This window comes from Plantactinospora sp. BC1 (genome assembly GCF_003030345.1).
Lineage (GTDB): Bacteria > Actinomycetota > Actinomycetes > Mycobacteriales > Micromonosporaceae > Plantactinospora.
In genome coordinates this window covers 4,576,924-4,602,574 of the sequence record NZ_CP028158.1, presented here as the reverse complement: position 1 = coordinate 4,602,574, position 25,651 = coordinate 4,576,924, and the positions used below count along the sequence as shown (strand labels likewise).

At 72.3% G+C, this 25,651-nt stretch carries 27 protein-coding genes; 11 read left to right on the top strand and 16 right to left on the bottom strand.

Annotated elements, in window-relative coordinates:
- The first annotated feature begins 15 nt into the window (after positions 1-15).
- Complete coding sequence (locus C6361_RS20140; RefSeq protein WP_234358908.1) at positions 16-1,857, top strand: hypothetical protein; 1,842 nt, start codon at positions 16-18, stop codon at positions 1,855-1,857.
- Between the two features lie 96 nt (positions 1,858-1,953).
- Here the strand turns inward: C6361_RS20140 and C6361_RS20135 are convergent, their stop codons facing one another.
- The 10 genes from C6361_RS20135 to C6361_RS20090 all read right to left on the bottom strand — a co-directional run bounded on the left by C6361_RS20135 (position 1,954) and on the right by C6361_RS20090 (position 10,909).
- The gene (locus C6361_RS20135) at positions 1,954-3,300 is read right to left on the bottom strand and encodes an NAD(P)/FAD-dependent oxidoreductase (RefSeq protein WP_107268654.1); all 1,347 of its coding nucleotides are present in this window, start codon (positions 3,298-3,300) and stop codon (positions 1,954-1,956) included.
- Between the two features lie 137 nt (positions 3,301-3,437).
- Positions 3,438-3,989 (bottom strand): hypothetical protein, encoded by a 552-nt coding sequence (locus tag C6361_RS20130; RefSeq protein WP_107268653.1) that lies wholly within the window; start codon positions 3,987-3,989, stop codon positions 3,438-3,440.
- 28 nt (positions 3,990-4,017) lie between these two features.
- On the bottom strand, positions 4,018-5,427 hold the full coding sequence (locus C6361_RS20125; protein WP_107264225.1) for a DUF58 domain-containing protein: 1,410 nt from the start codon (positions 5,425-5,427) through the stop codon (positions 4,018-4,020).
- A gap of 59 nt (positions 5,428-5,486) precedes the next feature.
- Positions 5,487-6,497, bottom strand: coding sequence for a MoxR family ATPase (locus C6361_RS20120; RefSeq protein ID WP_107268652.1), 1,011 nt, complete (start codon positions 6,495-6,497; stop codon positions 5,487-5,489).
- A complete protein-coding gene (locus tag C6361_RS20115; protein WP_107260610.1) occupies positions 6,494-7,090 on the bottom strand; it encodes a hypothetical protein in 597 nt (198 codons plus the stop codon). The genes C6361_RS20120 and C6361_RS20115 overlap by 4 nt, the downstream gene beginning before the upstream one ends.
- Complete coding sequence (locus C6361_RS20110) at positions 7,087-7,893, bottom strand: DUF4129 domain-containing protein (protein ID WP_107268651.1); 807 nt, start codon at positions 7,891-7,893, stop codon at positions 7,087-7,089. The genes C6361_RS20115 and C6361_RS20110 overlap by 4 nt, the downstream gene beginning before the upstream one ends.
- 21 nt (positions 7,894-7,914) lie before the next feature.
- Positions 7,915-8,640 carry a uracil-DNA glycosylase gene (locus C6361_RS20105; protein ID WP_107264226.1) on the bottom strand — a complete coding sequence of 242 codons (726 nt, stop codon included), beginning with the start codon at positions 8,638-8,640 and terminating at the stop codon, positions 7,915-7,917.
- 49 nt (positions 8,641-8,689) lie between these two features.
- A complete protein-coding gene (locus tag C6361_RS20100; protein WP_107260614.1) occupies positions 8,690-9,379 on the bottom strand; it encodes a dienelactone hydrolase family protein in 690 nt (229 codons plus the stop codon).
- 208 nt (positions 9,380-9,587) lie between these two features.
- Entirely contained in the window at positions 9,588-10,580 is a 993-nt protein-coding gene (locus C6361_RS20095; RefSeq protein ID WP_107268650.1) for a hypothetical protein, read from the bottom strand.
- The gene (locus tag C6361_RS20090; protein WP_107260618.1) at positions 10,577-10,909 is read right to left on the bottom strand and encodes a PadR family transcriptional regulator; all 333 of its coding nucleotides are present in this window, start codon (positions 10,907-10,909) and stop codon (positions 10,577-10,579) included. The genes C6361_RS20095 and C6361_RS20090 overlap by 4 nt, the downstream gene beginning before the upstream one ends.
- 20 nt (positions 10,910-10,929) lie before the next feature.
- On the opposite strand from C6361_RS20090, the gene C6361_RS20085 reads away from it, so the two are divergent.
- Positions 10,930-11,430, top strand: a complete 501-nt coding sequence (locus C6361_RS20085; protein ID WP_107268649.1) for a hypothetical protein — start codon at positions 10,930-10,932, stop codon at positions 11,428-11,430.
- A 256-nt stretch (positions 11,431-11,686) separates the two neighbouring features.
- Here C6361_RS20085 and C6361_RS20080 read toward each other — a convergent pair whose 3' ends face one another.
- The 3 genes from C6361_RS20080 to C6361_RS20070 form a co-directional block, all read right to left on the bottom strand.
- Positions 11,687-12,538 (bottom strand): cytochrome c oxidase assembly protein, encoded by an 852-nt coding sequence (locus tag C6361_RS20080; RefSeq protein ID WP_107268648.1) that lies wholly within the window; start codon positions 12,536-12,538, stop codon positions 11,687-11,689.
- Entirely contained in the window at positions 12,538-13,110 is a 573-nt protein-coding gene (locus tag C6361_RS20075) for a DUF2243 domain-containing protein (RefSeq protein ID WP_107268647.1), read from the bottom strand. The genes C6361_RS20080 and C6361_RS20075 overlap by 1 nt, the downstream gene beginning before the upstream one ends.
- 181 nt (positions 13,111-13,291) lie before the next feature.
- Positions 13,292-14,824, bottom strand: a complete 1,533-nt coding sequence (locus C6361_RS20070; protein WP_107268646.1) for a DHA2 family efflux MFS transporter permease subunit — start codon at positions 14,822-14,824, stop codon at positions 13,292-13,294.
- Between the two features lie 167 nt (positions 14,825-14,991).
- Between C6361_RS20070 and C6361_RS20065 the strand changes: the two genes are divergently transcribed.
- A complete protein-coding gene (locus C6361_RS20065; RefSeq protein WP_107260628.1) occupies positions 14,992-15,471 on the top strand; it encodes a MarR family transcriptional regulator in 480 nt (159 codons plus the stop codon).
- Here C6361_RS20065 and C6361_RS20060 read toward each other — a convergent pair.
- On the bottom strand, positions 15,468-16,085 hold the full coding sequence (locus C6361_RS20060) for a cyclopropane-fatty-acyl-phospholipid synthase family protein (RefSeq protein WP_107268645.1): 618 nt from the start codon (positions 16,083-16,085) through the stop codon (positions 15,468-15,470). The genes C6361_RS20065 and C6361_RS20060 overlap by 4 nt on opposite strands.
- Positions 16,086-16,263: 178 nt before the next feature.
- Here C6361_RS20060 and C6361_RS20055 point away from each other — a divergent pair, with 178 nt between their 5' ends.
- The 5 genes from C6361_RS20055 (at position 16,264) to C6361_RS20035 (ending at position 20,357) form a co-directional block, all read left to right on the top strand.
- Positions 16,264-17,142 (top strand): helix-turn-helix transcriptional regulator, encoded by an 879-nt coding sequence (locus tag C6361_RS20055; protein WP_107268644.1) that lies wholly within the window; start codon positions 16,264-16,266, stop codon positions 17,140-17,142.
- Positions 17,135-17,326, top strand: a complete 192-nt coding sequence (locus C6361_RS20050) for a DUF397 domain-containing protein (RefSeq protein ID WP_107268643.1) — start codon at positions 17,135-17,137, stop codon at positions 17,324-17,326. The genes C6361_RS20055 and C6361_RS20050 overlap by 8 nt, the downstream gene beginning before the upstream one ends.
- A 46-nt stretch (positions 17,327-17,372) precedes the next feature.
- Positions 17,373-18,332 carry an SDR family oxidoreductase gene (locus C6361_RS20045; protein WP_107268642.1) on the top strand — a complete coding sequence of 320 codons (960 nt, stop codon included), beginning with the start codon at positions 17,373-17,375 and terminating at the stop codon, positions 18,330-18,332.
- Between the two features lie 87 nt (positions 18,333-18,419).
- The gene (locus C6361_RS20040) at positions 18,420-18,986 is read left to right on the top strand and encodes a GNAT family N-acetyltransferase (RefSeq protein WP_234358907.1); all 567 of its coding nucleotides are present in this window, start codon (positions 18,420-18,422) and stop codon (positions 18,984-18,986) included.
- Positions 18,987-19,184: 198 nt separating this feature from the next.
- The gene (locus C6361_RS20035) at positions 19,185-20,357 is read left to right on the top strand and encodes a TRM11 family methyltransferase (RefSeq protein ID WP_107268641.1); all 1,173 of its coding nucleotides are present in this window, start codon (positions 19,185-19,187) and stop codon (positions 20,355-20,357) included.
- A 124-nt stretch (positions 20,358-20,481) separates the two neighbouring features.
- Here C6361_RS20035 and C6361_RS20030 read toward each other — a convergent pair whose 3' ends face one another.
- Positions 20,482-20,877 carry a RidA family protein gene (locus tag C6361_RS20030; RefSeq protein WP_107268640.1) on the bottom strand — a complete coding sequence of 132 codons (396 nt, stop codon included), beginning with the start codon at positions 20,875-20,877 and terminating at the stop codon, positions 20,482-20,484.
- A 133-nt stretch (positions 20,878-21,010) separates the two neighbouring features.
- Positions 21,011-23,950, bottom strand: coding sequence for a LuxR C-terminal-related transcriptional regulator (locus C6361_RS20025; RefSeq protein ID WP_107268639.1), 2,940 nt, complete (start codon positions 23,948-23,950; stop codon positions 21,011-21,013).
- Between the two features lie 152 nt (positions 23,951-24,102).
- On the opposite strand from C6361_RS20025, the gene C6361_RS20020 reads away from it, so the two are divergent.
- Genes C6361_RS20020 through C6361_RS20010 form a run of 3 tightly spaced genes read left to right on the top strand, consistent with a single transcriptional unit; the run spans position 24,103 to position 25,646 of the window.
- Positions 24,103-24,456, top strand: coding sequence for a VOC family protein (locus C6361_RS20020; RefSeq protein WP_107260644.1), 354 nt, complete (start codon positions 24,103-24,105; stop codon positions 24,454-24,456).
- Between the two features lie 59 nt (positions 24,457-24,515).
- Entirely contained in the window at positions 24,516-25,181 is a 666-nt protein-coding gene (locus C6361_RS20015; RefSeq protein ID WP_107268638.1) for a glyoxalase, read from the top strand.
- A 12-nt stretch (positions 25,182-25,193) separates the two neighbouring features.
- A complete protein-coding gene (locus tag C6361_RS20010) occupies positions 25,194-25,646 on the top strand; it encodes an iron chaperone (protein WP_107268637.1) in 453 nt (150 codons plus the stop codon).
- Positions 25,647-25,651: the final 5 nt, after the last annotated feature.

The window sequence follows — 25,651 nt, the reverse complement described above, 5'->3', positions numbered from 1 at the left end:
ACTAGGGTCACTGTCGTGACCAGCACTGCCCGCGCGGCGCAGGACGCCGACTCCGGCCCGGCCACGACAGAGACCGTCTCCGGCCCGACCAGGTCCTTCCGGGGGCGCTGGCCGGGCGCACTGCACCGGCACTGGCCCGACCTGGCGACGTGCCTGTTCTTCGTCGTCCTCGCCGGCTGGCTCACCGCCGGGCTCTGGCCGGATCCCGGCGCCCGGGTGCTGGCGCTCAACCCGGAGGACCAGGCCCTCTACGAGTGGTTCCTGGCCGTCGACTCCCGGGTGCTGCACGGCGACTTCTCGCTGTTGAGCGACCGGCTCAACGCCCCGGACGGGGTGAACCTGATGGCCAACACCACGGTCATCGCCCTCGGCTTCCTCTTCGCGCCGGTCACGCTGGCCTTCGGTGCACCGGTCACCTTCGCGCTGCTCGCCGCCGGCAACCTGGCCGGTACCGCGATCGCCTGGTATCTGCTCTTCACCCGGCTGCTCGGCGCACGGCGGCTCGCCGCCGCGCTCGGCGCCGGGCTCTGCGGCTTCGGTCCCGGGATCATCTCCCAGTCCAACAGCCACCTGCACATGACCGCGCAGTGGCTGGTGCCGGTGCTGATCTGGCTGGTCGTCCGGATGGTCCGGGCCGCCGACCCGCAGGCCCGGCCGGACCGGCCCGGGATCGACCGGCGCCGGATCGTCACCTCGGCGGTCGGGCTCGCCGCCGGAGTGACGGTGCAGGTCTTCGTCGGCGAGGAGACGCTCTTCCTGGCCGCCGTCGCCCTGGTCGTCTTCACCCTGGCGTACGCCGCCGCGAACTGGTCGCTGGCCCGGCGGGTGATGCCCGGTTTCCTCGCCGGGATGGTGCTGGCGGTCGCGCTCGCCGTGCCGGTGCTGGCGTACCCGCTCTGGTTCCAGTTCGCCGGGGAGCAGAGCGTGCCGAACGGCATGTTCAGCCCGCACTACTTCTACGCCGACCTGGCGAGCTGGTCGGCGATCTCGCCGATGTCGATCGCCGGCTCGCCCGAGGCCGCCCGGTTGACCACCGGGCCGGCCGAGTACAACACCTTCCTCGGCTGGCCGCTCCTGCTCGCCGCCGTCCTCGGCGCCGGCTGGCTGATCCGGAAACCGGTGGTGATCGCCTGCGTCGCCTCCGGCGTCGTGATGGCGGCGCTCTCGCTCGGGCCGACGATCGTGGTGAACAAGGAGCAGACCGGGATCACCGGACCGTACTCACTGCTCCTCGGGCTCCCCGTGGTGGACGGCGCGCTGCCGATGCGGTTCGCCCTGGCGCTGCTGCCGCTGATCGCCACGGTGCTGGTGCTCGCCGTCGACCGGGGACTGGCCGCACCGGAGCGGCCGGTACGGATCATGGTGCCGCTGGCCGCGGTCATCGCGCTGCTGCCGATCTTCCCGGCCCAGATCCCGACCGCCGCCCGGCCGCCGCTGCCGCAGTTCATCGCCGACGGGCACTGGCGGGACTGTGTCGAGCCGAACGGCGTACTGGTGCCGGTGCCGCTGCCGACCCCGCAGGAGCCCTGGCCGATGCGCTGGGCCGCCGCCGCCGACGCCTCGTTCGCGCTGCCGGAGGGCTTCTTCATCGGCCCGTACGCGGCCGGCGGCCAGGCCTCGATGGGCACCTACAAGCAGCCGACCTCGCAACTGCTCACCGACGTGGCCAAGAACGGCGGCGTACCGGTGATCGGCCAGGAGCAGCGCGACCAGGCCCGGCGGGACATCGAGTTCTGGGGCGCCTCCTGCGTCGCGGTCACCGACGACGCCCCGAACGCGGCCAGCCTGCGCGGCACCCTGGAGGCGCTGCTCGGCCCCGGCACCCGAGTCGCCGACGCCTGGACCTGGCGGGTCTGAGCGGCCGACGGACCGAGCAGCAGACGAACCGAGCGGCCGACGGACCGAGCAGTTCCGGCGCCCGGCCGTGCAGACGGACCGGGCGCCGGGCTCGGGTCAGACCGGGCGGCGGTCGCCCGGACGGCTGCCCGCCGCCGTGCTCGCCTCGACGAACTCCTCCCGGGGGTCGTGCAACTGGCCCAGCGCGACCACCTCGCGGCGGAGGACGAAGGCGAGGGTCCAGTCGACGATCACCCGTACCTTGCGGTTCAGCGACGGGATCCGGCTCATGTGGTACGTCCGGTGCATGAACCAGGCCGGCAGCCCCTTGAGCTTGATCCCGTAGACCTGGGCGACGCCCTTGTGCAGGCCGAGGCTGGCCACGCTGCCGGCGTGCTTGTGCTTGTATTCGACCGGCTGCCGCCCCCGGATCACCGCCCGGATGTTGTCGGCCATCCGGGCCGCCTGCCGCACCGCGTGCTGGGCACTCGGCGAGCAGTACGCCCCGGGCGGGCCGGTCAGGTCCGGCACCGCCGCGCAGTCACCGGCGCTCCACGCCCCGTCGACGACCCGGTCGCCGTCGACCACCTGGAGGGTCGGCAGGCAGGTGACCCGGCCCCGGTCGTCCCGAGGCAGGTCGGTCTGGGCCAGCATCGGCGAAGGCTTCACCCCGGCCGTCCAGACGATCGTGTCGGCCCGGAAGCTGTCCCCGTCGGAGAGCCGGACCAGGCCGTCCACACAGGACTCCAGCCGGGTCTCCAGCCGGATGTCCATCTTCCGCTTCAGCAACTGCGCGACCGTGTACGCGCCCATGTCCCGGTCGACCTCGGGCAGCACCCGCAGGGTCGCCTCGACGAGTACCCAGCGCATGTCGTCGGGCTTCAGCTCCGGGTAGTACTTCAGCGCGTCCCGGGCCATGTCCTCCATCTCGGCCAGCGCCTCGATGCCGGCGTAGCCGCCGCCGACGAAGACGAAGGTCAACGCGCAGCGCCGGACGTCCGGGTCGGTGGTGGCGGCGGCCACGTCCAACCGGTCCAGCACGTGGTTGCGCAGGTAGATGGCCTCACCGATGGTCTTGAACCCGATGCCGTGCTCGGCCAGCCCGGGGATCGGCAGGGTACGGGAGACCGAGCCGGGCGCCACCACGACGTGGTCGTACTCGATCTCCCGGGCCGGGCCGATGATCGGCTGCACCACGGCGGTCTTCCGGTCGTGCTCGATCCGGGTGACCGTGCCGGAGACCACGGTGCAGCGGCGCAGTTCGCGCCGGAGCGGCACCACGGAGTGCCGGGGGGAGATGTTGCCGGCCGCCGCCTCGGGGAGGAAGGGTTGGTACGTCATGTGGGGCTGAGGGTCGACGACGATGACCTCGGCCTCCCACGACCGGAGCTTCTTCGACAGGCGCAGGGCCGCGTACAGGCCGACGTGACCGGCACCTACCACAAGGATCCGCTGCGGTTTCACCCCTCCATCTTTCCCCCACCCGGCGCCAGATGCTGGCCAGATGCCCCTTCTGTGATTGACGACGCCAAGTGACCCCCGTTACCCCGGTTTGCGCCGATCTTGTTCCGCCGGGCCGGCGGACCGGTGCAGACCGGCCGTCACCTGCGCCGGAACAGCCAGCCGAGCAGCGCGGCGGCGCAGACCGCCAGGACCAGCCCGCCGAGCAGCGCGACGACGAAACTCCGGTCGCCGAACCGGCCGTCCATCGCCAGCAGCGGCATCGAGATCACCGCCGAGGCGAGCGCCACCCCCAGCGCCCGGGCCACCCACCGGGCCAGCACCTCGGGGGCGACCACCGCGTCGTACGAGAGCAGGGCGGCGAGCGCCGCGAGGGTGTGGGTCAGGTAGAGGAAGGTGGCCAGGGCGAGCAGCCGCCAGAGCTCCACCTGCTGGTCGTACCAGCCGGTCGCCGCCACCCAGGCACCGACCGCGGCCAGCAGCACCATGGTGGGCCAGTTGCGCCGGGGCGCCACCGCGGGCGCCAGCGCCGCCACCACCAGCAGGCCGAGCAGGCGCGGGTCCGACGGCCTTTCCGGGTACGCCAGCAGCAGCGCGACCAGCGCGCAGCCGAAGACACCGACCCGGACCAGCAGCGGCACCAGGGTGATCCGGCCGATCGCGGCGTAGAACTCGCGGATCCGGGTCACCATGGCGGCGCTCCGTTCGACACGACGGCGCTCACCGCAGCGCCGGCCGGGGTGCGGAGGCGAGCCGGGCGACGTCCCGGAGCACCAGGTCGAGGCTGCCGGCCCCGGCCCAGGTGACCACCGGCACCCCGTGTTCGCGGAGCTGCCCGATCGTGATGTCCCGGTCCAGCCGCCAGAGCCGGTGCGCCACCTCGGTCCACTGCCCCCGCTTCGGCGGCGTGGCCGACGGCGGCAGCGTGTCCACCGCCACCACGAACCGGCCCGAGCGGGCCAGCCGGGCCAGCATCGCCGCCGACCGGGGGTCGACCAGCGGGGTGAGTACCACGACCAGGGCGTTGGAGGAGAGCAGTTGCGGGCCGAAGACCTGGTCGTACGGCTCGTGCGGGGACTGTTCGACCCGGACGTCGAGCAGCCACTCCAGCAGGGTCAGGTACTGCCGCCGCCCGGTCGCCGGGCGGAGCCTGCGGGCCGACGGGCCGTACTCCAGCAGCGAGACCCGGTCGCCCCGGTGCAGGTAGTGCTCGGCGATGGCGGCGGCGGCCCGGACGCAGGTGTCCAGCACCGAGGCGCTGCCCCGGATCCCGCCGGACCGGCCCGCCTCGGCCAGCACGTCCAGCAGCAGCACCACCTCGGCGTCCCGGTCGGAGAGCATCGCCGCCACGTGCAGTTGGCGGGCCCGCAGCGAGACCCGCCAGTCGATCCGGCGCAGCCGGTCACCCGGTCCGAAGATGCGTACCCCGGCCAGCTCGCCGCCCTCGCCCGGGCGCCGCGACCGGTGCCCGCCGACCAGGCCGGCGGCCCGGGGCATCGCCTCGTCCGCGTCGAAGGGCTCGGTCACCGGATAGACCGGCACCGCGCGGGCCTCGCTGCGCACCGTCTGGCTGGCCAGCAGCCCGTCGCAGGCGATCGCCCGCACCGCGGCCGGCCCGAGCGAGTGCCGGCCCCAACGCAGCGTCCCGCCGCGCAACTCCAGGTCGGCGACGGTGCCGGCCGGCACGGTGAAGCCGTAGGGGCGGTCGGTGGCGTCCCGGCGGCCGGACCGGGCCACGGCGCCGTCCGCCGGTACGGAGCCCTCCGCGCCGGCACCGCCGGGCGCGAACCGGACCTCGTCGATCCGCAGCCAGGAGGAGACCACGGTACGGACCAGCACCAGGTCGTAGCCGACCTCGTCGAGGTTGCCGACGCTGATCCCGCCGACCAGTTCGCCCCCCTCGACCAGGTTGGTGTCCTCGGCCCCGATCCCGATCTCCGGTGGCCGCACCGGGCGGCGGCGCAGCGCGTACGCGGTGCCGAGCGCGAACGGGGCGGCCAGCACCACCAGGTCGATCCGGCCGAGCAGCGCACCGGCGACCAGGAAGAGCCCGGTGAGCAGTACCGCCCGGCCGAGTGCCCGGGTGGAGACCCAGTCCGGCACGGGGGCGCCCCCGGACGACGCCGCCAGGGCAGGGGCGGCCGCCCGCTGCCCGGGTACGGCGGGTCGCAGGGTCGGTCCGGTGGAACTCACGTCGCGCGTGCCCCGGCCGGCCCGGCGTAGCTGGGCAGCGCGCCGCTGGCCGGCGCGGGTGTGGTCTCCAGTACCTCGTTGACCACGAAAGACGGGTCGACCCGGCGCAGCCACATCTCCGGCCGCAGCGTGATCCGGTGTGCGAGCACCGGCACCGCCACCGCCTTGACGTCCTCGGGGATCACGTAGTCGCGGCCGGCGAACGCGGCGATCGCCCGGGCCAGCAGCAGCAGCGCGAGCGAGCCGCGCGGCGAGGCGCCGACGAGCACGGAAGCGTGCTCCCGGGTGGCGGCGGTCAGCGACACGATGTAGCGGCCGATCGAGTCCTCCACCACCACGTTCTCCAGGGCCGCCTGCATCGCCCGGAGCACCCCGGCGTCGACCACCGGCTTCAGCTCCGCCTCCTCCTGGCGGCGGGCCATCCGGCGGCGGAGCACGTCCCACTCCTCCTCCGGGCCCGGATAGCCGAACGAGACCCGGAGCAGGAACCGGTCGAGTTGCGCCTCGGGCAGCGGATAGGTGCCCTCGTACTCGATCGGGTTGGCGGTGGCGATCACGTGGAACGGCGGGTCCAGCCGGTAGGTGACGCCCTCGACCGAGACCTGCTTCTCCTGCATCGCCTCCAGCAGCGCCGCCTGGGTCTTCGGCGGCGTACGGTTGATCTCGTCCGCGAGCAGCAGGTTGGTGAAGACCGGTCCGGCCCGGAAGCTGAAGTCGGCGGTCCGCTGGTCGTAGAGGAACGACCCGGTGACGTCGGCGGGGAGCAGGTCGGGGGTGAACTGCAACCGCCGGAAGTCGAGCCCGAGCGCCTGGGCGAAGGAGCGGGCGGTCAGCGTCTTGCCGAGCCCCGGCAGATCCTCCAGCAGCACGTGTCCGCCGGCCAGGATCCCGGCCAGCACCAGCTCCAGGGCGTCCCGCTTGCCCACCACCACCGTGCCGACCTGGTCCAGCACGGCCTGCGCCAGCCGACCCACGTCGAAGGTGCTGACCTGGTCCGCTTCTTTCATAGCTTCTCCAATTGGGCGACGATCGCCGCGAGGTCGCGCGGCGCCGGGGTGCGCTTGGGAGGCGTGTCGATGAAGTTCCACAGTGGCTCGCCGAGCAGCGCCCGGGCCCGTTCGGGGTCGGTGGCCCGGGTGACGCCGTGCCGCTGCCGGAGCAGCTCGTCGACGAGTTCGGCGAGCACCGGCAGCACCGCCCGGGAGAACCGCTCCGGCTCCCCCTGCGACCAGGTGAGCTTGGTCTCCCAGCGGTTGACCGAGCTGCCCAGGGCGTCCCGGACGGTCCAGTCGTAGCTGCCGTCCTCCTCGCCGCCCTCGGCGGGGCGGCGCAGCCGGACCTGTACCGGGGGCGGCGGCGGGGCGAGGGCCCGGGTGAGCCGGCGCAGCAGCAGCAGGGCGAGGAAGCCGGCGAAGACCGCGACGGCGGAGACGCCGACCCCGACCATGCGCAGCCCGAGTACGACCGCCGCGGCGAGACCGGCCGCCGCCAGTACGAGCCGCAGCCAGCCGGTCACGCCGGCACGCCGACGGGTCGCCGTGGGCTGCTGCTCCTCCTCGTCCTGGAGCAGGTCGAAGATGCTGGTGCTGGAGCCGCTCACCGCTGCCCGCCTCCGGCCGTCGCCCGCCCACCGTCCCCGCCCAGCCGGTCGACCGGCGCGGTGAGTTCGGTACGCAGCCGGCGCAGTGCGGCCAGGGCCTGGGCGCGCATCCGCTCGTCGACGGTGTGCGTGGCGTACCGGGCCTCGCGGTAGACGTCGGCGAACGCGGCCAGCACGTCGGCGCTGACCGGCCGGCCGGCGCCGAGCAGCCGGGTCACCAGGTCGGTCGGGGTGTCGCCGGGCCGGCGTTCGACCCCGGCCGCGGCGGCGGCCTGCTCCAGGCGTACCCAGCAGGCGATCACCGCCCGGCGCGGGTCGGCGTCGCTGTCGGAGAGGTCGACCAGGCCGGCGTCGAGCGCGGCGACCACCTCCTCCGCGGTCTCCCGCGCGGAGCGGAGCTTCCGGGCGCCGGGCCGGGCCAGTCCCCGGCGGCGGCGCAGCAGGTCCCGGGCCAGCGCCCAGACCAGCGCGCCGAGTACCGCCACCACCACGGCACCGCAGAGCACGGCGCCGAGGTAGGAAACCCAGTGCGGGATGAAGTCGCCGGGCTGGCCGGGCCCGGGTGTGTTGGTCGGCTGCTCCAGCCCGGTGGGCTGGGTCGGCTGCTCGATCGTCGGCACGATGTCGGCCGGCGGCTCGACCCGGGTGAATCCGATCGACGAGTGCGCGGCGGCGAGCGCGGCCAGCGCCAGCAGCCCGGCGACCGCCGCCAGCGGCCACAGCGTCCGGAGCAGGCTGGCGGTGAGGCTGGACCGGGGTGGGTGCGGTGCCGGGCGGGCACGACCGGAGTGCCCGTCGGTCATCGCACCGCCCCCCTGAGCCGTCTAGTGATCCTCGTCGAGCCCGGCCAGGTGCCGGGCCCGGGCGAACACCTCGTCCAGCATTGTCGGTGTGAGTCGCCCGGTAAAGGTGTTCTGCTGGCTGACGTGGTAACAGCCGAGCACCTGCGGGACGGCCTCGTCTAGCGACCAGTGTGCCCCATGCCCGAACGCGGGTCGCGGGGTGGGCGGTCGCACCCCGTACACCTGGCGGAGCACCGGCCACCACGCCGCCCAGGCGAACGCGCCGAGGGTGACCACGACGCGCAGGGTGGGTCTGATCAGTTCGATCTCCCGGTGCAGCCAGGGGGCGCAGGTGTCCCGCTCCGCCGGGCTGGGCTTGTTCTCCGGCGGGGCGCAGCGGACCGCGGCGGCGATCCGGGTGTGTCGCAGGGCGAGGCCGTCGTCGGCGGCGACGCTGGTCGGCTGGTTGGCCAGGCCGGCCCGGTGCAGCGCGGCGAAGAGCACGTCGCCGGAGCGGTCACCGGTGAAGATCCGCCCGGTCCGGTTGCCGCCGTGCGCGGCCGGGGCCAGCCCGAGGATGGCGATCCGGGCGTCGGGGACGCCGAAGCCGGGGATGGGCCGGCCCCAGTATTCCTGGTCGCGGAAGGCGGCCCGGCGCACGACGGCGACCTCCTCCCGCCAGGCGACGAGCCGGGGGCAGGCGAAGCAGTCGGTGACGGCGTCGTCCAACCCGGCCAGGTCGCCCGCGCGCGCGGCGCGGGCGAGCACGTCGGCCGGGGTACGCGACCGCCGGTCCGGGCCGGCGGGACGGTGCGGTTCAGCCAAGTCGGGACCGGAAGAGTTCCAGGGTACGGGCCCAGGCGCTGGACGCCGCGCGCTGGTCGAAGACCTCCGGCCGGTCGTCGTTGAAGAACGCGTGCCGGGTGCCGGGGTAGTCGTGGGTGGTGCAGTCGCCACCGGCCGCCTCGATCGCCTGCCGGGCCGCCTTGACTCCCTCGGCGGCGGAGGTGCCGTCCTCCTCCGAGCAGTGGATCACCGCGGCCTTGCCGGTGTAGTTGGACCACTCGGGCCGCATCCGCTCCCAGGGCAGCACCGGGTAGAAGCCGACGGTCGCGACGATCCGCTCGGAGAGCGTCGCCGACCAGAGCGCGAGGCTGCCGCCGGCACAGAAGCCGACGCAGCCGACCGTGTCGCCGGTGACCTCGGGCCGCTCCGCCAGGTAGTCGGCGGCACCGGCGATGTCCCGGGCGGCCTGGTCCATCGCCAGACCCAGCAGGAGCTTGCCGGCCTCGTCGGGCTCGGTGGTGGAGGCGCCGTGGTAGAGGTCGGGGGCGAGCGCCACGAAGCCGGCCTCGGCGAACCGGTCGGCGACCGACGTGATGTGCGGCACCAGTCCCCACCACTCCTGGATCACGATGACGGCGGGACCGGTCGCGCCGCCGGCCGGCAGCGCCAGGTAGCCCTCGCTGGTCCCCCCGTTACTCCGGTAACTCACCATCTCGCCCATCGGTGGCCCTCCTGTCGGTCAGTCATCGTTGGCTGGTCGCACAGTTTCACCCACCCAAAGTCCGGTGGTCCGGGGCTTGCGTGCCGGGTGTTCGGGTAGCCTGCCACGCCCGGCGAGGGGACGGAAGCCAACAGCGACGTGGCGTACACCTCCTGTTGCACAGGTGTACGCCACGTCGTCGCCGGCCCGGCCGGGCCGGGTTTGCGAGTCAGCCGGTCGGGGTAGGAGTCGGCGTTTGCGCCCCGCTCGGGGTGGCGGTCGGCTCGGCCGGTGCGGTCGGCTCCGGGGTCGGCTCCGGGGTTGGCTCCGGGGTCGGCGTCGCGGTCGGTCCGAACCGGAACGGCGCACCCTCCGGGCAGTACGGGTACGGCTGCCGCATCGGGTCGGTGTAGTCCGGACCGGGCAGGAGTTGCTCGCGCGCCTCGGCGCACCAGGGGTGGCCGAGCCGGATCGGCTCGCCGTTCTGGTCGAAGAGGCGTACCCCCTCCAGCAGCCGGCCCTCGCTGTCGTAGACGTAGACGTCCTGCACCCCGGAGTACTGGTCGGTGTAGACCTGCTCGTACTGCAACGGGCCGCCGCCACCGCCGGCCCGGCTGTCCAGTTCGAGGAAGCCGGCCAGCCCGAAGAGGACCAGCAGTACCGCGCCCAGGTTGAGGACCATCCTCGGGCGCGGGCCCAGCCGCTCGGTACGCCGGCCGAGCCAGATCGATCCGGTGACGGTCGCGCCGAGCAGCAGCAGGGCGGCCAGCCCGCTGCCGCCGAGCCGGGGCAGCAGGCCGAAGGAGGTGCCGGTCAGCAGTACGGTGATCAGCATCGCGGCGAGGTAGCCGCGCAGGATCCACCAGCCGGGGCGGAGCAGCCGGAGGAAGTCGCTGAGCCGGCTGTAGCCGACGACGGGGCCGAGCCGGCCGTCGACGGCGCGGATCCGTTCCCGGCTCTTCCGGACCGCCGCGCCGATCCGCTGGTCGAGGTTGACGGTGCCGGCCGGCGGGGTGACCCCGGCGGCGGTGCGCAGCTCCATCGCGTACGCCTCGGGCGGGCCGAGCCGCTCGTAGAGCGACCCCTCCGCCTCGGCCGCCACCTCGGTCAGATGCTCGGGCAGGTCTTCGAGCAGCTCGTCGCGGACCGGCGGCGGGAGGTCGGCCAGCGCCTCGCGGACCTGCCCGACGTACCGGGCGATCTCCTGCTCGGTGACGGTCATGCCGCGATCCCCTCGTCGTCGAGCAACGTGTCCATGGTGGTGGCGAAGGACCGCCAGACCTTGCCGGACCGGCGGAGCTGGTCCCGGCCCGCCGGGTTGAGCGCGTAGTACTTGCGGTGCGGGCCTGACTCGCTGGGCACGACGTAGGTGGTGAGCAGGCCGGCCTGGAAGAGCCGGCGCAGCGTGCCGTAGACGGAGGCGTCGCCGATCTCTTCGAGGCCGGCGGCGCGGAGCCGGCGCATGATGTCGTAGCCGTAGCCGTCCTCGTCCTTCAGCACGGCCAGGACCGCGAGATCCAGCACGCCTTTGAGCAACTGGGTCGTGTCCACGTCAGCGATACTACTATTCAATGCGCAGTACCGTCAACGCGGCAGTAGCTCGGCCGGAGCGGCTGGCGCCCGGACGCTACGGTGTCGCCGTGCCCGCCGAGACCGACGTACTGCACCGCCTCACCGCCGCGACCGGGGTGTACCGGGGCCGGGGCGACGGCCCGGAGAGCGGGCCGTTCGTGGCGCGGATGGTGGTGGGGACCGCCCTCGACGGACGTGCCGCCATTCTGGACTACGAGGCGACCACCGACAGCGACGGGCTGCGGCACGTCGAGCACAGCGTGCTGGTCCTCGGGGCCGGCGGTCGACTCGAACTGCACGTCGCCAGCCTCGAACTGCCCGGCATGGTCCGCTTCACCCAGCGCACCCCCGGCCAGTTCACCGCGTACGAGGGACCGCTGGTGGCCCGGATCGTGCTGACCACACCCCGCCCCGGGGCGATCAGCTACGCCTGGTGGTGGTCCCGGGACGAGCGCGAACCCCGGGAGCAGTCCCGGGCCGACCTGTTCCGCACCGGCTGAACCCCTCTTCTAGGCGTACCGAGCCGTCAGGGCATCGCCGGTCTCCGGCCGGCCGGGTAGGCACTCCCGGGCACGGAGACTGTCGAGCTGCCCCGTCTGTGCACCCACGCGCTCCGACATTCGGCGCCTGCCCCGTCTCTGCACCCAGCTCGACAGTCTGCGCGCCGGAGTGTTCCCGGTGGCGGGCTGGATGGCGCCGCAACCCGCCGCCCCGCCAGTCCGCGCCAGCCCCACCGCCCCGCCAGCGCGGTGATCATCAGAGCCCGCTGCCGCCGGCCGGAGCCGGGGCGGCCCGCCGCTGCGGTCGGGCACCGGGTTGCGGGCGGCGTTCGGGGCGCCAGGTGGCGACCAGGGCGGCGGCGAGCAGCAGTTCGGCGATGTCGCCGCCGTAGTACATGAGTTCGGCGCCCGTCCGGACCTCGACGGCGGGTGCGGCGATCTGCACCCAGTAGCCGCCGTACATCAGTTGCGAGACGACGGCGTGCAGCGCGATGCCGCAGCCGAGGTAGACCAGCCGGGTACGCACGCCGGGCCGGGCGGGCGCCGGATCGGGGCCGGCGATGGCGTGCGCGAAGAGGCAACCGGCGAGCAGGAAGTGGAGGTGCAGCAGCCAGTGCCCGGCCGGGTGGCTCGTCGCGGTGTCGTAGAGCGGGGTGAAGTAGAGCGGCACGAGACTGCCGGTGGAGAGCAGCCAGGCGGTTGCCGGGTGGGTCAGCATCCGGGCGGGACGGCTGTGCAGCAGCCCGGTCAGCCGCCGGCCGCGCCGCGCGGGCAGCGTACGCAGCAGCAGGGTGACCGGGGCACCGAGCACCAGGGCGAGCGGGGCGTACATGCCGACGAGCAGGTGCGCGACCATGTGACCCCGGAAGTCGGTGTGCGCGAAGGTGGCGACCGGCGGCAGCAGCGCCACCGCCAGCAGGAGCAGCCCGACGCCGAAACTCAGGGTGCGCCACCGGCTCCAGCCCAGCGCCGGGTTGCGCCGCCGTGCCCGGTGGGCCAGCCGGAGGTAGAGGCCGGCACAGAGCAGCAGGACGACGGCGGGCAGCAGTACCCCGAACACGTCGATGCCGGCCCCGTGCTCGGGCAGGTGGTGTGGCTCGTGACCCATCAGGTGTTCCGGGGCGCCCGCCCGCCGGTCGGCGCGTCGGGCCCGGAGACGGGGTCGAACGAGCGTCCGCCGCGCTGGAGCAGCCAGCCGCCGACGACCAGCAGCGCGCCGAGGACGAGGAAGGCGATGTCCCACCAGAGCTGGTCCGGGCCCGGATAGACGTGGTGGATGCCGAGGATGTGGTGGTCGAGGATGCCTTCGACGAGGTTGAACAGCCCCCAGCCGACCAGGATCCAGCCCCACAGGACCCGGGAGGTCCAGACCCGGCGGCGGTGGTGGGTCACCCGGGAATAGAGGATGGCCAGGCCGATCAGGACGGCCAGCCAGCAGACCGCGTGGAAGATGCCGTCCCAGAGGGTGTTCATCTCCAGCCCGGGTACGGTCTTCGGGTCGTAGTACCGCACCCCGACGTTGTCGGTGTTGGTGCTGCTGAGCAGGTGGTGCCATTGCAGGATCTGGTGCAGCAGGATGCCGTCGACGAATCCGCCGAGCCCCACCCCCAGCACGATCCCCGGCAACCTGAGGCTGGCCGGCCTGACGGCGGCCCGTTCCTCACCCCTGGTGGTCGTCATCGGTCCGCCTCCGCCTCCGTCCCTGCCCGCTGTGCACTCCCGGGTACCCGGACAAGGCGGAAGTAACCGTGCGGAGGACGCCGATTCGTCCCGGCCGGGGCCGGTGCGGACGCCGAAGCCCTCCCGCCGGAGCGGCGGGAGGGCTTCGCGGTGCCCGGAGCGGCGCTCCGGGGTGTGCTCGTCAGTGCATGACGACCGGGACCGGCACCTCGCCCTGCTCCGGCGCGGCCGGCTCGATCCGCTTGCGCGGCAGCAGCACCGCCGGTATGACACAGAGGACGATCAGCACCAGCGCGATCACGTACGTCTGGCTGAACGCGTCGGCCAGCGACGCCTGCCCCTGGGTGAGTACCTCCGGCGGCACCTGGTCGCGCGGCACCTGCCCCTGGGTGACCGCGCTGTACGCGGTGGCCGCCTGGCTCTCCAGCACCCGGTTGGTGAGGATGACGGACATCACGGCGGTGCCGATGGAGCCGGCGGTCTGCTGGACGATGTTCATCATCGTGGAGCCCCGGGCGACCTGCTGGTGGGTGAGGCTAGCCATCGCCGCCGACATCATCGGCATCATGGTCATGCCCATTCCCATGCCCATCACGAACAGGCCACCGAGGAGCAGCCCATACGAGCTGTCGGCGGTGATCTGGGTGAACGGGGCGAGCCCCAGGGCGATCAGCACGATTCCGCCGAGTACCAGCTTGCCGGGGCCGATCCGGTCGGTCAGCCGGCCGGCGATCGGCATGGTCAGCATCGCGCCGATGCCCTGCGGGGCGAGCAGCAGGCCGGCGTCGAGGGTCCCCTCGCCGCGTACCTGGAGGAAGTAGCTGGGCAGCAGCAGCATCGCGCCCATGAACGCCACGGTGAAGAGCGTCATCGTGACGACCGAGACGGTGAGGTTGCGGTTCCTGAACAGCTTGAGGTCGATCAGCGGGTGGTCCTTGCGCAGGGCGTGCGCCACGAACGCGAGGATCAGCAGCAGGCCGATGATCGCCGGAACCAGCACCTTGGCGGCGGCGACGGTGCCCTCCTCCGGGATGGAGGAGACGCCGTAGAGGAAGAGCGCGAGACCCGGCGAGAGCAGCAGCATGCCGAGGAAGTCGAACGACTCGGAGGGCTGCGGCTCATCCTTGGGCAGGACCCGCAGCGCGAAGACGAAGGCGATGATCCCGACCGGCACGTTGATCAGGAAGATCCAGTGCCAGGAGGCCGCCTCGATCAGCCAGCCGCCGAGGATCGGGCCGCCGATCGGGCCGAGCAGCATCGGTACGCCGAGCACGGCCATCACCCGGCCGACCCGGTGCGGGCCGGCGGCGCGAGTCATGATCGTCATGCCGAGCGGCATCAGCATGCCGCCGCCGAGACCCTGGAGAGCCCGGAAGACGATCAGTGGGCCGATGTCCCAGGCCACGCTGCACAGCGCCGAGCCGCCGAGGAAGAGCACCAGCGACATCAGGTAGAGGCGCTTGGTGCCGAACCGGTCGGCCGCCCAGCCGGTGATCGGGATCACCGTGGCCAGGGCCAGCGTGTACGCCGTCATCGTCCATGCGACGGTGGCGTAGCTGGCGTCGAACTCGCGCTGGAAGGTCGGTATCGCGACGCTGACGACGGTGACGTCGAGGATCGACATGATGGCGCCGAGCACCACCACACCGGCGACCCTCAGGACGCCGGGATCGAGCTTGTCGCTCCCGGCGTCAGGTTGGACGGCCACGGACATGCGGCTCGCTCCTTTTCCCCGTGGATATAAAGTTAGGCTGACACTAACAGTTCGCTCACAGCGAAGTATTCTGGGGCTGGCACATCCCTGGTAACCTCCGCTGACCGCGGAGGGCGTGGCCGCGTTGCGGCCGACCGTTGCCGCCGTCTCGTGCTCTGGAGGGATCGATGGGTAACCGGCACGATCTCATCGCCCAGATCATGGAGACGCAGCGGGAGATGCAGCATCTCTTCGCCAATGACCCGGCGAATCCGCTGTTCACGCTGCATCTGACATTGCCACAGCTCAAGGCGCTGCTGGTGCTCTCGGCGCACGGCAGCATCGCCGGTCAGGAACTCAGCACCGCGATGGGTGTGAGCCTGGCCACCATGACCGGGATGGTGGACCGACTGGTCGCGCAGGGCCTGGTCACCCGCCGCGAGGACCCGCACGACCGCCGGGTACGCCGAATCGAGCTGAGCGGGCCGGGGCGCGACCTGGTCGACCGGTTCGTGACGGCCGGGGCGGAGAAGATGCGTCGGATCCTCGACCGGCTCTCCGACGACGAGCTGCGTACCGTCGCGCACTGCAGTGCGCTGCTGGTGAAGGCCATCGCCGACGACCCCGAGCCGCCGGCGGGCGGCTGCGTCCCGTTCGGGGTCGGTTAGCCGACTCCCGCTCCCGTCCCCTCCGGCCGCCGGTCCGCCCGACCGCTGACGCAGAGCAGGGAGGTGGTGGCTGTGATCGCCGAGGTGACCGCCGTGGCGGCGAACCCGTGCGCCGAGAGCGTCGCCGGCAGCCGCCTGACCAGCTCCGCCACCCGGGTCGCCTCGGGCGGTTCGTAGCAGAGATAGAGCCCGCCGCCCGGCCGCAGGAGCCGGCGGAGCAGGGTCAGCTCGGCGGCGGCCGAACGGGTCCAGAACAGGTTGACGTTGACCGCGAAGATCTTGTCGAACCGCCCACCGTCCACTCCGGACCCCACCGGCGCGCCACACTCCTCCAGCGCACCGATCCCCTCCGGCGCGCCGAACTCCTCCAGGGCACCGAGCCGGACGACCGCCCGCCCCGCCGCGATGTGCTCGACGTTGCGCCGCTCCGCCTGCCGGACCGCCGCCACCGAACGGTCGATCGCGGTGATCCGCCCGCCGACCAGCCGGTCGCAGACCAGCGACACCGCGACCCCGTTGCCGCAACCGATCTCCAGGATCTGGTCGTCCGGGGCCACCCGCAACAACTCGACCGCCCACCGCAGCCGCTCCGGTACCGCCGCCGCCCGCACCATCAACGGACTGTACGTCGCCGCCAGCCGCAGCCGGGCGCAGGAGTCTGGACATCGACGCCCGTGCGGTCAGCAGTATGGCGCGAGATTTGCCGGAAAATATTGACATCGATACGCCCGACCCGATATCGCTGTCTCGTTCCAGTCGTTCGAAACTGTCCAGAAGAGATGGGAGCGAATCGTGGCCGACCGCGCGTCATCCGTACCGCAACGTCAACTCGGCCGGCATTTGAAGATCGCCCGGGAGGAGGCCGGGATCAATCTCGAACCGGCGGCCAAGATCCTGGAATGGTCCCGCGCCCGGATGTACCGGATAGAGCGCGGCGAGACCACGGTACGCACGCACGACGTCGAGGCGATGTGCCGGCTCTACGGCGTCAACCCGAAGATGACCAACGTCCTGCTCAGCCTCGCCAAGGAGTCCAAGGCCAAGGGCTGGTGGCACGCGTACGGCGAGGTCATCCCCTCCTGGTTCCAGTTGTACGTCGGCATGGAGGCGACCGCCGCCCGCATCCGCCAGTTCGAGTCGTCGCTGATCCCCGGCCTGTTGCAGACCGCCGAGTACGCCGCCGAGGTGATCCGGACCAAGCCCGGGGTCACCGAGCAGGAGGTCGCCAGCAAGGTCGCGCTACGCCTGGAACGGCAACGGATCCTGACCCGTCGCCAGCCGAAGGCCCCCGACCTGGAAGTGATCGTGGACGAGGCGGTACTGCGCCGCCCCATCGCCGACCACGACGCCTGGGTGGCCCAACTCGCCCACCTCGCGAACAGCAACCGCCACCCCTCGGTCACCGTCCGGGTGCTGCCGTTCGCGGTCGGGCCGCACCGGGCCTCGGTTTCCAACTCGTTCCACATCTTCGACTTCCCGACGCAGGGCACCCGCCCACCCGAGCCCACCACCGTCTACAGCGAGAACCTGACCGGCGCGCTCTATCTGGACAAGCCGGTGGAAGTGGCTGACCATGAGGGCGCCTGGCAGACGCTCTCGGAACTGGCGCTCAGCCAGGAGGATTCCGAGGATCTGCTCGCCGCCATCATCAAGGAGGCTGTCGATGACTGAGCCGACGATCCTCACCTGGCGAAAGAGCACCCGGAGCAGCAACCAGGGGGCGTGCGTCGAGGTCGCCGTCGACGTACCCGGTCAGGTGCTGGTACGCGACACCAAGGACCGGCACGGCGGCACGCTCGCGTTCCGGCCCGCCGCGTGGCGATGCTTCGTCAACGGGCTGCCCGAGCGGCACTGAACGCCGCGCCCCCCACGAAGGGCGGGCCAGCATCGATAATGATCGTATGCCGCACCGCGCACCTGACATCGACGTACCGGATCTGACCGGCAAGCTCGCGGTGGTGACCGGGGCCAACAGTGGGATCGGGTTCGGCGTCAGCCATCGGCTCGCCCGGGCCGGCGCGGAGGTGATCCTCGCGGTACGCGACCAGGCCAAGGGCGAGCGGGCCGTCACCGAGATCGGCGCCGAGGTGCCCGGCGCGAAGCTGAGCCTCCAGCACCTGGACCTGGCATCGCTGGCCAGCATCGCCGCGTGCGGCACTGCGCTGACCGAGCAGGGTCGGCCGATCGACATCCTGGTCAACAACGCCGGCATCATGACGCCGCGCCCCCGGGCGCTCAGCGAGGACGGGTACGAACTCCAGTTCGCCGTCAACTATCTCGGGCACTTCGCGTTGACCGGTCACCTGCTCCCGCTGCTCCGCGCCGCCGGTGCCGCCCGGGTGGTGTCGATCAGCAGCCTGATGAGCCGGATCGGGCGGTTCGACTTCGACAACCTCCAGGGTGAGCGCCGCTACCAGCCGCTGCGGGCGTACGGGCTCTCGAAGCTTGCCCTGCTGATGTTCGCCCGGGAACTCCAGCGACGCAGCACCGCGGGCGGCTGGGGCATCCTGAGCAACGCCGCGCATCCGGGTGCCGCCGTCACCAACCTCCAGGTGACCGGCCCGACCCACGGCGGGGGTTCGCTGCGGCTCAACCGGATCCGGAACCGGCTGATCTATCTCGTGCCCGGGATCTGGCAGGACATCCCCTCCGGCGCCCTGCCAGCGATCTTCGCCGCGACGAGCCCGACGGCCGAGGGCGGTGGATATTACGGCCCGGACGGCTACCGCGAACTGCACGGTGGACCCGCCCCGGCCCAGATCCCCGCCCGAGCCCTGGACGAGGCCACCACGGCCCGGCTCTGGCAGGTGTCGGAACGGCTCAGCGGGGTGGGTTACCCCGATTCGCAGCCGACCGACTGACGATCTGGGCACAACAGCTGAGGATTGTGAGTCCGGCACGAGCGAGGCTTATTTCCCCTCCTCAACCGACCCGAGTAGGAGCAGACCGTGGCAGCATCCGTACGGCTCCGCCCGGTACGCGAGGACGACCTTCCGATGCTGCAACGCTTCCTGACCGAGCCGGGCCTGGTCGGGTTGGACTGGGCCGGCTTCCGCGATGCCCAGGAGCCGGTACGCCGGTACGCCGCCGACGGCTACCTCGGCGCCGAGAACAGCCGGCTGATCGTCGAGACCGGTTCCCCGGATCCCGACGCCGAGCAGGAACACACCGCCGCCGGGTTCGTCGGCTGGCACGCCGACGGGTTCGGCGTGGCGAGATTCTGGGAGATCGGCATCGCGCTGCTGCCCGAGTGGCGCGGCCAGGGCATCGGCTGGCGTGCCCAGGCGCTGCTCTGCGACTACCTGTTCACGCACACTCCGGCCGAGCGCATCCAGGCCGGCACCCATCCGGAGAACACGGCGGAGCAGCGGTCGTTGGAGAAGGCCGGGTTCCGCCGCGAGGGTGTGCTGCGGTCGGTCGAGTTCCGGGCCGGCCGGTGGCGGGACGGTTGGCTCTACAGTCGGCTCCGGAACGACCCGGCGCCGAAAATATCCGGCGACGTGCCGCCGACCTGATCGCTATCCTCCAGGCCATGAACTTCTTCTTCCTCGCCTGACGCGACCGCTGGCGGGTTGCGGACAACCCCTCGCCAGCGATGCGGGGCGGCGACGCGTCGCCCCGAGTCGCGACGTGGGAGAAGATCGAATGATCTTTCGGTTGCCGGCGCGTACTCGCGCCGGGGCCACACCGCGTCCTGGCACCGTCGTCACGTCGTGACGGCCGCGCGCCTGGTGGCGCGGACGGTGCGGGGCATCGAGCCGGTGGTGGCCGACGAGATAGCAACACTTCAAGTGGGCCGGGTCAGTGCGGTCGCACACCGTGAGGTGTGGTTCGACAGCGTTGATCCCGGTCCGGAGGTACTGGATCTGCGCTGCGCCGACGACATCTTCCTGGTCGGCACGGCCGTGTACGGAATCGGCCGCAGCCGGGCCGATCTGCGGATGCTGGGCAAGGCCGCGTCGACGTTGCCGCTGCGGGAGTTGCTGACCCGGTGGCGCCGCTGCCGTGGCGCTGCCCGACAACCGACCTCCAGCATGCGCGACCGCCGGCTTTCCGGGACAGACGGCTCGGCACCACTGTCCGGCACGGACGGCTCGGCACCACTGTCCGGCACGGACGAGTGGGCACCGCTGTCCGGGATCGACGTCTCCGCGTCGTTCCTGGGGCGGCGCAACTTCACCCGGTTCGATCTGGAGGACGCGGTCGGCGAGCCGATCGCCGCCGCGCTCGGGCTGCCGTACCACAGCCGACGGGGCGGGGTCGCGCCACCGCCCGGCGGACTCTCCTGGCGGGTCACCCTCGTCGACGACCGGGCGCTGGTGGCGCTGCGGATCGCGGACCGGCCGCTGCACCGCCGCGCGTACCGTCGGATGTCCCGGCCGGGCAGCCTGCATCCGCCGGTCGCCGCCGCGCTGGTCCGGCTCGTCGGGGCGCGGGACGGCGACCGGCTCCTCGATCCCTGCTGCGGTGCCGGGACGATACCGGTCGAGGCGGCTCTCTCCGGTCGGAGTCTGTCCATCGTGGGCAGTGACATCGACCGGGCCGTCGTCGCGATCGCCGCCGGCAACGGCCGGGACACACCGGTCGGCTGGGTGGTCGCGGACGCCGGCCGGATCCCACTGTCGGACGACGCCGTCGACCTGGTGCTCACCAACCCGCCGTGGGACCGGCAGGTGCCGTTCGCCGGCATCCTGGCCGGGCAACAGCGGCGGTTCTGGACGGAGCTGCGCCGGGTGCTACGCCCGAACGGCCGCGCGGTGCTGCTGCTCTCCGACGTGGACGGCCAGTTACCCGATGTGGAGGCGACCGGGCTGGCCCTGCGGCAGCGGTACCCGATCAGCCTCTCCGGCACCCACCCGGAGATCGTCGTCCTGCGGGCACGGTAAGCGTAAACGGGGCTGACCTCCCGCCACGATGCGCGGGGGACGCTAATCCCGGGAAAGAGTGGCTTCGCGGGGTCAGGAAGCCACTCTTTCCCGGAATCTGTGCGACGTCCGCGGCCGGCTGCCGTCACGCGACGGCGGTCCCCTCAAGTTCGACCATCAGGTCGGGGATCGCAAGCCGGGTCACCCCGAGCATCGTGGTCGGCGGTGCCACCCCGGCGGCACCCAGCCGCGACGCCAGCACGCCGTAGTGCGCGAAGAGCCCGTCGACGTCGGTGGTGTAGACGTTGAGCCGGACGAGGTTCGCGAGGGACATCTCGGCCCCGGCGAGTACGGCTTCCAGGTTGTCGAGGCTCAGCGCCAACTGCGCCGCCAGGTCACCGGCATGCCGGGGTCGGCCGTCGCCACCCATCGCGGCCTGCCCGGCGCAGTACAGCGTCCGGGTGTGCCCGGAGACGACCTCGCCCTGGTTGTACCCCAACTCCACCGACCAGGCCCACGGGTTGACCGCCGTTCGATCCATTGTCAGCCTCAGCTCTTTCGCAGGTGTGGGCACGCCAGGAACGGCTCCCCACGTGTCGACGAGCCTGCCAACCAATCACGACACCCTGCGTCATGTATTCCAGCCGACCGCCCGCATTCGCGAGCCCGAGTTATCACCCGGGCCGAACCAGCCCGTCGACGCCGCTGCCCATCGGGGCGACCCCAGGCTCGCTGCCCGTCGGGGCGAGCCCAAGCTCGCGGAGCACGGCCGCCCCGCGCTCGGCATCGGCGCCGCCGGCCAGCAGCAGAGTCCGGCCGGACTGGTAGCGGCAGCCGGCCACCTCGAAGGCCGCTGCCGTGCCGAGCAGTGCCGCCCGGTCGCCGTCCAGCAGGGCTTCGGCCCGTGCCACCATGGCATCGGCCACCGGATTGCCGGCCACGATGGTCCGGGCCTCCGCCAGGCGGTCGCGAGCGTCAGGGCTCGCGGCGAGTACGGCGGCCTCGGCGCGCAGTGCGACGTACCAGTGGAGCCAGATCCAGGTGACCCACTTCCACACCTCGCCGGGCTCGGGTGCCACCCGCTCCAGCGCCTCCGGCGCCTGCCCCTGGTGCAGCAGGAGCATCGCGTCGAAGACCGCCCCGTAGCCGTAGGTACGCCCGCCCGCCGAGGTGCCGAACTGGTCCAGGATCTCCTGCCACTCGCCCCTCGCCTCCTGGTCGGCGCGCAGGCCGTGGATCATCGCCACCCCGGCCGCCGCCGGAGCGAGGCCCGGCAGGGCCGGACTGCCCGACCGCCGCCACCCGTCGAGGAACCGGACACTGCCGGTCAGCACCTCGGCGGCGTTGCCGGCCAGTGCCTCCACCATCAGCAGCCGGTACGTGGCGAGGTGCCCGACCTCGGCCAGCGCCGGATGGCCGGCCAGTTCCCGTGCCCACCGCCGGGCGCCCGGCACGTCCCCGGCGCCGAGGCCCGTCTCGGTGACCATGCCGAGTGCGTCGATCAGCTCGTGGGTACCAGCCGGGGTATCCGGTGTGTCGGAGAGCAGCATGATCCGGCGCCGGGCCGTGGCCGCGACCGCCAAGGTGTCACCGGCCCAGCTGTGCGCGGCGGTGAGTGCGTCGAGTGCGGCCGACTCGGCGAGCGGGTCGCCGGTCCGGCGGGCGAGTTCGACCGCCCGCTCGGCGCGCGCGATCGTCTCCGGTACGGCGTTGTCCGGCGGGCCCTGGGCGGCACCGAACGCGTCGGAGAGCACTCCCGCCTCGGCCAATGAGACCGCGGCCTGCGCGGCCGGGTCGTCGCCGGCCAGCTGTCGCGCCTCGGTGAGCAGCGCGAGCGCCTCCGCCGGGGACGGGATCCGCACGAACTTGCTCGAGAAGCGGTAGGCGATGGTGGCGGCGGTCGCCAGGTCACCCGCCGCGCCAGCGGTGTCACCGGCCCGACCGGCGGCGTCGGCGGCAGCGCGCCGCAGCCGGTACATGTCGTCACCGATCGTCCGGCAGCCGGCCACGGCCGCGGCCTGCCGGTACATCGACGCGGTGACCGCGGGGTCGTCGGCGAGCGCGGCCGCCTGCTCGTAGCGCTGCTGGGACTCGGCGGTCAGGTGACGCGTGAAGGTCAGCTCTGCCAGGAACCGGGCGAGGCGACAGGCGTCCGCGCGCTGCTCTGCCCGGTCGGCCGCCCAGGCGAGGGCGGCACGGAGGTCGTCGGCCACCGCGTCGAAGCGGACCCGCCAGTCCGCCCCCGTCTCCGTCAGCCCAGCGGCCTTGGCCAAGCACCAGCGCAGGTGCCGGGACCGGGCGTCAACCAGCTCACCGGCCTCGGTGAGCCGCTCCGTCCCGTACTGGCGGATGGTCTCCAGCGCCCGGTACCGGGTGCCGCCCGGGGAGGCCGTCACCACCAGCAGGCTCTGTTCGGCGAGCCGCGCCAGCCCCTCGGCGACAAGACCCTCCTCGGCCCCTGCGCCCTCCCCTGCGCCCTCGAACCTGGCGCCCTCCGCCGCGTACTCGGCTCCGGCGCCCTCCGCCGCGCCCTCGAACCCGGCGCCCTCCGCTACGTGCTCGGCTCCGGTGACCTCCGCCGCCGCCTGCGCGGTGAATGGTGCCACGAACACCGACACCCGGCGCAGTAGCACCCGATCGGCCGGCTCCAGCAGGGCGTGGCTCCAGTCCAGTACCGCCCGCACCGAACGGTGCCGCTCATCGGCCCGGGATCCGCCGGTCAGCATCCGGAGCGGATGGGACAGCGCGGTGGTGATGCCGTCCAGCCCGAGCGTGGGATACCGAGCGGCGGCCAGCTCGATCGCCAGCGCCATGCCGTCCAGACGCTCGCAGATCGAGGCGACCTGCTCGCGCAGTGGCGGATCCAGCGGCCAGCCCACCGCCGCCGCCCGCTCCATGAACAACGCGATCGCGTCCGATCCACCGTCGACAGCCAGCGACAGCGGTGGCACCTGGTACACCCGCTCGAACGGCACCATCAGCCGGGCCCGGCTGGTCGCCAACACCGTCACCCCGGGGCACGCTGCCAACAGCCGCTCGAGCAGCGGCGCCACCCCGTCCAGTACGTGCTCGCAGTTGTCCAGGACCAGCAACGCGTGATGGCCGGCCAACGCGGCAACGACGGACCCGGTCATGTCCCGGCCGGGCTGCTCGCCGAGGCCGAGCGCCCCGGCGACGGCAGTCGCGATCATGCCAGGATCGGCGACCGGGACCAGGTCGACGAACCATACCCCGTCGGGGTACTCGCCAGCGGCTTCCGAGGCCACCGCCAGCGCGAGCCGGGTCTTGCCCACGCCACCAGGGCCGACCGCGGTCACCTGACGGTGCGCCTTGATCAGCTCGGTCAGTTCGGTCCGCTCGCGCACCCGACCGACGAACGAGGTCAGCGGGGCCGGCAGGACCGGTACCGGCTGGGCCGGGCCGGCGACGGCCTCCTCAGGCACCCGCTGGGCGAGCGCACGCCGATCCGGGACCTCCAGCTTGCGCAGCAGCGACGAGACGTGGGTCTCCACGGTACGCACCGAGATGAACAGCCGGGCCCCGATCTCGGCGTTGCTGAGGTGCTCGCCGACCAACGCGAGCACCTCGGCTTCCCGAGTCGAGATGTCAACCATTGCCCCATTCTGTCAGCCCCTCCGTGTGCCGATTCCGTGGCCGCTCCGTGGTCAGCACGGATCCGCACCGGACGTGCCGGCGGAGACGCTGTCTGCGTACCCGAACCGACCGGGCCGACGGTGGCCCGCGACCAGCGATCGAAGGAGTAACCATGGCCGGTTCTGCCACCCAGGGAGTCAAGACCGTGCTGCATCCGGTGTCGGACCTGGCGAAGGCCAAGGCGGTGTACGCGGCTCTGCTCGGCGTGCCGCCGACGAGTGACTCGTCCTACTATGTCGGCTTCGACACCGGGGGTCAGCACATCGGGCTGGTGCCGGGCGGTGGCCCACAGGGCATGACCTCGCCGGTGGCCTACTGGCACGTACCGGACATCGAGGCGAAACTCGCCGAACTGACCGCCGCAGGCGCCACCGTGACCGAGCCCGCGCACGACGTCGGTGGCGGCCGCACCGTCGCCACCGTCACCGACCCGGACGGCAACGTCCTGGGACTGATCCAGGACTGAACGTACTCCACCTGAACTGCTCTTCTGCCTGAACCGCCCCGTTATGGAAAGGCCCTGCCATGTCCTCCATCGAGTTTGTCACGCTCGAAGTACCCGACCCCGTCGCCGCCAATGCCTTCTACTCCGGGGCTTTCGACCTGGGCGCCCGAGTGCGGGTACGCGCCTCGCAGGCACCCACGACCGGCTTTCGCGGGTTCGCCATGTCGCTGGTGGTGTCCCAGCCGAACACTGTGGACAGCTACTTCGACACCGCCGTCGAACGCGGAGCGACAGCACTGAAGCCGGCCGCGAAGAGTTTCTGGGGCTACGGCGGGGTGCTACGTGACCCGTACGGCACGATCTGGAAGATCGCTTCGTCGTCGAAGAAGAACACCGGCCCGGCCAGCCGACACGTCGACGATATCGTCCTGCTGCTGGGCGTGGCCGACGTCGCCGCGACCAAGCGCTGCTATGTCGAGCGCGGCCTGCCCGTGGCCAGAAGCTTCGGTCGCAAGTACGTCGAGTTTGCCACCTCGGGCATCAGGCTGGCCCTCTACGGCCGCCGTGCCGCCGCCAAGGACGCAGGCGTCTCCCCCGACGGCACCGGATCACACCGCCTCGTCATCGGCAGCAGTGCCGGCACCTTCGCCGACCCGGACGGTTTCCAGTGGGAGGCCGTCTCCACCTCGTACGAACAGTACGGCCAGGCCAACACTGCCGATCTTGGCTTTCGTACCGAGCGATAGGAAGTGTCAACCATGAGTAGCGACGGCAACAGGACTTACCAGGGTTTCACCGCCGAAGAGCGCGCCGCGATGAAGGAACACGCCCAAGAGCAGAAGAAGGCAGCGCGCCGTGGCTCCCGGGCGGACAAGGCGGCGGAGGCGGAGCGGGACGTGCTCTCGAAGATCGCCGAGATGCAGGATTCCGACCGGATCATGGCCGAACGTGTCCATGCGATCGTCACCGCCAGCGCCCCCGCGCTCGCCTCGAAGCTCTGGTACGGGATGCCCGCCTACACCCTTGACGGCAAGATCGTCTGCCACTTCCAGCCCGCCGCCAAGTTCAAGACCCGCTACGCGACGCTCGGCTTCAGCGACCAGGCAAACCTGGACGAGGGCCCGATCTGGCCCACCGCCTTCGCCCTGACCGCCCTAACCCCCGACGTAGAGACCCGCATCAGCGCCCTCGTGAAACGCGCCACCACCTGACCTCC